The sequence below is a fragment of the Streptomyces viridosporus genome, assembly GCF_002078235.1.
GTDB lineage: Bacteria > Actinomycetota > Actinomycetes > Streptomycetales > Streptomycetaceae > Streptomyces > Streptomyces viridosporus.
This window is the reverse complement of the sequence record NZ_MSGP01000908.1, coordinates 1-564: the sequence shown is the minus strand read 5'-3', so window position 1 is coordinate 564 and position 564 is coordinate 1. Positions and strand designations below refer to the sequence as shown.

The 564-nt window shown below is 76.9% G+C and carries 1 protein-coding gene; it reads right to left on the bottom strand.

Annotated elements, in window-relative coordinates; all coding sequences use genetic code 11:
* Positions 1–564 (bottom strand): TetR family transcriptional regulator (locus B7L92_RS38600; protein ID WP_081241683.1); only part of this gene is annotated, 564 nt, incomplete at both ends.

Below are 564 nucleotides of genomic sequence, written 5' to 3'. Positions count from 1 at the left end.
GGAGAAGGGGGATCAGGGGTCTTCCCCGGGGCCGCGAGCCGGGCCTCGGCGCTGTCCAGGAGCATGTCCAGCGCCGTCGGGTAGGCGCTGGTGACCATGCGGGTGGCCAGCAGCGGCGCCGCTTCGGCGATGCGGGGGTGGGTGGCGGCGGGGAGGCGGGCGTAGGTCGAGCGCCACATCTCCTCGTCGGCGCGCTGCGCGGCGCCGGGCAGGGCCAGGGACGCGGCGTCGAGGGCGGCGAAGGCCAGCGTGGTGTCGATGAAGGCGTGGTAGACGCGGACCGTCTCCGGCNNTTCGTTCGCGCGGCCGGAGACCCGGTTCGCGGTGAGGACGGCCGCCTGCGGGTGGGACAGGTAGGCCGCGTGGATGCGCAGCCCGACGGCCCGCAGGTCGGCACGCCACCGCCCGGTCGGGCGCCAGCCGCGCAGCGCCCGCCCGATGAGCGCGTCGCCGAGGGCGAGGGTCAGCTCGTCCATGCCGCGGAAGTAGCGGTACAGGGTGCTCGGGTCGCAGTCCAGGGCGAGGCCCAGCCGGCGGGCGGTCAGCCCCGCGCCGCCGTGCTCG